General features: G+C 52.2%; 3 rRNA genes. All 3 read left to right on the top strand.

The features are described from left to right. Nucleotides 1-232: 232 nt before the first annotated feature. The 3 genes from NFR25_RS07360 to rrf all read left to right on the top strand — a co-directional run bounded on the left by NFR25_RS07360 (nt 233) and on the right by rrf (nt 5,237). Nucleotides 233-1,739 (top strand): 16S ribosomal RNA (locus NFR25_RS07360). Nucleotides 1,740-2,054: 315 nt separating this feature from the next. Next, nucleotides 2,055-5,034 (top strand): 23S ribosomal RNA (locus NFR25_RS07355). An 89-nt stretch (nt 5,035-5,123) separates the two neighbouring features. Beyond that, nucleotides 5,124-5,237, top strand: a 5S ribosomal RNA gene (rrf, locus tag NFR25_RS07350). The 16S, 23S and 5S rRNA genes sit together here, the layout of an rRNA operon. The last annotated feature ends 12 nt before the right edge of the window (nt 5,238-5,249 follow it).

The raw sequence follows: 5,249 nt of genomic DNA, 5'->3' as shown, positions 1-5,249 counted from the left end.
AAAATAATCCTTGACGCCGCTATCGTGGGCGAGGATAATACTGCCTTGCGCGACTCACGAGACGCGTGGCGTCATCGGGTCCCTCCCGAGGCGCGAAGAACCTTGAAAACCGGATACTGTAGAGAACTAATAAAGTAGTTACGTAAGCAAGAATTGAAGCTAGATAAACCTGTCGATCTTCTGATCGATGACAGAATCAAACTTCTGAAGATGGTCTTGTGACCATCTTATTCAAATGGAGAGTTTGATCCTGGCTCAGGATGAACGCTGGCGGCGTGCTTAACACATGCAAGTCGAACGATTAACCCATCTTCGGATGGTCATAGAGTGGCGAACGGGTGAGTAACACGTGACCAACCTGCCTTCCACATTGGGATAACCTAGAGAAATCTAGGCTAATACCAAATACTCTTGGGATGCCGCATGGCAACCCAAGGAAAGCTTTTGCGGTGGAAGATGGGGTCGCGGCCCATTAGGTAGTTGGTGGGGTAGTGGCCTACCAAGCCGACGATGGGTAGCCGGGTTGAGAGACCGACCGGCCACATTGGGACTGAGATACGGCCCAGACTCCTACGGGAGGCAGCAGTGGGGAATTTTGCGCAATGGGCGAAAGCCTGACGCAGCAACGCCGCGTGCGGGATGACGGCCTTCGGGTTGTAAACCGCTTTCAGTGGGAAAGACAATGACGGTACCCACACAAGAAGCTCCGGCTAAATACGTGCCAGCAGCCGCGGTAATACGTATGGAGCAAGCGTTATCCGGATTTATTGGGCGTAAAGCGCGCGTAGGCGGCTTGTTAAGCAAGGTCTTAAATCTTGGGGCTCAACCTCAAGCCGGATCTTGAACTGGCAGGCTCGAGTATGGTAGAGGAAAGTGGAATTCCCAGTGTAGCGGTGAAATGCGCAGATATTGGGAAGAACACCGATGGCGAAGGCAGCTTTCTGGGCCATTACTGACGCTGAGGTGCGAAAGCTAGGGGAGCAAACAGGATTAGATACCCTGGTAGTCCTAGCCGTAAACGATGGGCACTAGGTGTGGGGAGGAATACCTTTCCGTGCCGCAGCTAACGCATTAAGTGCCCCGCCTGGGGAGTACGGCCGCAAGGCTAAAACTCAAAGGAATTGACGGGGGCCCGCACAAGCAGCGGAGCATGTGGCTTAATTCGAAGCAACGCGAAGAACCTTACCAGGGCTTGACATATAGGTGAAGCGGTGGAAACACCGTGGCCGAAAGGAGCCTATACAGGTGGTGCATGGCTGTCGTCAGCTCGTGTCGTGAGATGTTGGGTTAAGTCCCGCAACGAGCGCAACCCCTGTTGCATGTTGCCAGCATTAAGTTGGGGACTCATGCGAGACTGCCGGCGTTAAGCCGGAGGAAGGTGGGGATGACGTCAAGTCATCATGCCCTTTATGTCCTGGGCTGCACACGTGCTACAATGGCCGGTACAACGGGCTGCAAGCTCGCGAGAGTAAGCGAATCCCTTAAAACCGGTCCCAGTTCGGATTGCAGGCTGCAATTCGCCTGCATGAAGTCGGAGTTGCTAGTAATCGCGGATCAGCATGCCGCGGTGAATACGTTCCCGGGCCTTGTACACACCGCCCGTCACACCACTCGAGTTGTCTGCACCCGAAGTCGCTGGCCTAACCTTTTGGAGGGAGGCGCCGAAGGTGTGGAGGGTAAGAGGGGTGAAGTCGTAACAAGGTAGCCGTACCGGAAGGTGCGGCTGGATCACCTCCTTTCTAGGGAGACTAAAAGATTAGTCTGGTAGCAAGTCGAGATCACTCCTTGCACCTAGATCGATTTCAAAACTTTAACTTCTTATCTGGATCGATTCTTGTGTTACTACTTTTCTTCTGCAGTATTCGGTTTTAAGGGTTCTTCTTGTATGAAGAAGCCTTAGACTTCTTTGGCACCTTGAAAGTTGTATAGCGTAATAAACATGATTTTTCGAAATCACTATCAATTCTTTTACTTAATGAAGTTAAGTAAGTGAAGTGATTCGCAAATCACGATCGCAATGATACGATCAACCTTGATTAAACCTAAATAGGTGAGATAAAGATATTAAGGGCACACGGCGGATGCCTTGGCACAAGAAGTCGATGAAGGACGTGACAAGCTGCGATAAGCTGCGGTGAGCTGCACATAGGCGTTATTAACCGCAGATTTCCGAATGGGGGAACCCAGATGAGGTAATGCTCATCTACTCCTGGCTGAATAAAATAGGCCAGGTAGAGACAACCCGGAGAACTGAAACATCTAAGTACCCGGAGGAAAAGAAATCAACCGAGATCGCGCTAGTAGCGGCGAGCGAACGCGCGCATAGCCTAAACCCATGCATGTGTAAATTTCAGGATGTTGCTGCATGTGGTGTCGTGGGGTCCATCTTTTCGAGAGCCTGTACTCTCGTGCGCAGTTACAAAATCCACTCATAGTCGAAGCGGTCTGGAAAGACCTACCAGAGAAGGTAATGGTCCTGTAGACGAAATGGATGGATCTGCGTTGATGGATACCCGAGTAATGCCGGACACGTGAAATCCGGTATGAATCTGGGGGGACCACCCTCCAAGGCTAAATACTCTCTTGTGACCGATAGCGAACCAGTACCGTGAGGGAAAGGTGAAAAGTACCCCGAGAGGGGAGTGAAATAGTACCTGAAACCGTGTGCCTACAAGCAGTCGGAGCGCTCTTGCAGCGTGACGGCGTGCCTTTTGTAGAATGAGCCAGCGAGTTACGATGTGCGGCGAGGTTAAGTTTTGAAACGAGCCGTAGTGAAAGCGAGCCTTTAAGATGGCGTTTTAGTCGTATGTCGTAGACGCGAAGCCGGGTGATCTATCCATGGGCAGGCTGAAGCAGAGGTAAGACTCTGTGGAGGGCCGAACCCACTTCGGTTGAAAACGGAGGGGATGACCTGTGGATAGGGGTGAAAGGCCAATCAAACTCGGAGATATCTCGTTCTCCCCGAAATAGCTTTAGGGCTAGCCTCGATTCGTTTACTTGCGGTGGTAGAGCACTGGATTCGTGCGGGGGCTTCACCGCCTACCAACCGAAACCAAACTCCGAATGCCGTAAGTCTAGAGATCGGGAGTCAGAACATGTGGGCTAAGCCGTGTGTTCGAGAGGGAAACAGCCCAGACCGCCTGCTAAGGTCCCTAAATTCATGCTAAGTGGCAAAGGATGTGCGTTTGCCTAGACAACCAGGATGTTGGCTTAGAAGCAGCCATGCATTTAAAGAGTGCGTAACAGCTCACTGGTCAAGTGGACATGCGCCGACAATTCACGGGGCTCAAGCATGATACCGAAGCAGCGGACTGTTTTTAACAGTGGTAGGGGAGCTTTCTTATCTGGGTCGAAGCTGTGTGGTAACGCATGGTGGACTGATAAGAAGTGAGAATGCTGGCATGAGTAACGAGAGCGGTGCGAGAAACACCGCCGCCGTAAGCCTAAGGGTTCCTGGGCAAGGCTAATCCTCCCAGGGTCAGTCGGGAGCTAAGACGAGGCGGACACGCGTAGTCGATGCACAACAGGTTGATATTCCTGTACCACCACGAATCGTTACGGACGATGGGGTGACGGAGAAGGATAGCTGGGCGGGGTTCTGGACGTCCCCGTGAAAGCGTGTAGGGTCTTTCCGTAGGTAAATCCGCGGAAAGGTATGCCTGAGACGTGAGACGAAGCTCTAAGTGAAGTCAGTGATTCCCTGCTTCCAAGAAAAACCTCTAAGCAGATATCGTGGTGCCCGTACCAAAACCGACACAGGTAGGCGGGTAGAGTATACCAAGGCGATCGGGAGAACTATGGTTAAGGAACTCGGCATAATGACTCCGTAACTTCGGGAGAAGGAGTGCCGCTCATGGGTGATAGGACACGCTCCTAAAAGCCTAGGGCGGTCGCAGTGAAACGGCCCAAGCGACTGTTTATCAAAAACACAGGACTCTGCTAAGTCGCAAGACGACGTATAGGGTCTGACGCCTGCCCGGTGCTGGAAGGTTACGTGGATGGGTTAGCCTTTTTAGGCGAAGCTCTGAAACTAAGCCCCAGTAAACGGCGGCCGTAACTATAACGGTCCTAAGGTAGCGAAATTCCTTGTCGGGTAAGTTCCGACCTGCACGAATGGCGTAACGATTTGGGCGCTGTCTCAACCATAGACCCGGTGAAATTGTATTATTCGTGAAGATGCGAATTACCCACGGAAGGACGGAAAGACCCCGTGAACCTTCACTACAGCTTGACATTGATCATTGGTTCTGTGTGTAGAGGATAGGTGGGAGACCGTGAAGCAGGAGCGCCAGCCTCTGTGGAGTCATCCTTGGAATACCACCCTCACAGTATTGGTGATCTAACGCGGCGCCGTTATCCGGGTCGCGGACCGTGTCAGGTGGGTAGTTTGACTGGGGCGGTCGCCTCCTAAAAGGTAACGGAGGCGTACGTAAGGTTTGCTCAGAACGGTTGGCAATCGTTCGTAGAGTACAAGAGTATAAGCAAGCTTGACTGCGAGACCTACAAGTCGAGCAGAGACGAAAGTCGGTTCTAGTGATCCGGCGGCTCAGAGTGGAATGGCCGTCGCTCAACGGATAAAAGGTACTCCGGGGATAACAGGCTGATCTTGCCCAAGAGTCCACATCGACGGCAAGGTTTGGCACCTCGATGTCGGCTCATCGCATCCTGGGGCTGAAGTTGGTCCCAAGGGTATGGCTGTTCGCCATTTAAAGCGGTACGCGAGCTGGGTTCAGAACGTCGTGAGACAGTTCGGTCCCTATCCTCCGCGGGCGTAAGAGAATTGAGAAGAGCTGCCCCTAGTACGAGAGGACCGGGGTGGACGAACCTCTGGTGTCGCAGTTGTTGACCAACAGCATAGCTGCTTAGCTACGTTCGGATCGGATAACCGCTGAAAGCATCTAAGTGGGAAGCCGACTTCAAGATGAGTTCTCTTTTTGGTAAGACCCCTTGTAGACTACGAGGTTGATAGGCTGCAGCTGTAAGCGCTGTGAGGCGTTCAGGCGAGCAGTACTAATTGGTCGAGCTCTTTATCACACACTATTTGATCTTGTATCACGATCGATGTTATATGCGCTATGCAACCTTCAGGGTAGCCATAAGACATGCAAGCGAATGCCTTGCATGAGCGGAACCATAGAGAGGGGGATCACCCGATCCCATTCCGAACTCGGTAGTTAAGCCCCTCTTCGCCGAAAGTACTGCGGTGTAGTCCGTGGGAGGATAGGGCGTTCTGCTCATGCAGGGCATTT

This window comes from Anaerotardibacter muris (genome assembly GCF_943192915.1).
In the GTDB taxonomy this organism is placed as follows: Bacteria; Actinomycetota; Coriobacteriia; order Coriobacteriales; family Eggerthellaceae; genus Anaerotardibacter; species Anaerotardibacter muris.
Note: the sequence above shows the minus strand (reverse complement) of the source record. Positions and strands in the feature narration are given on the sequence as shown.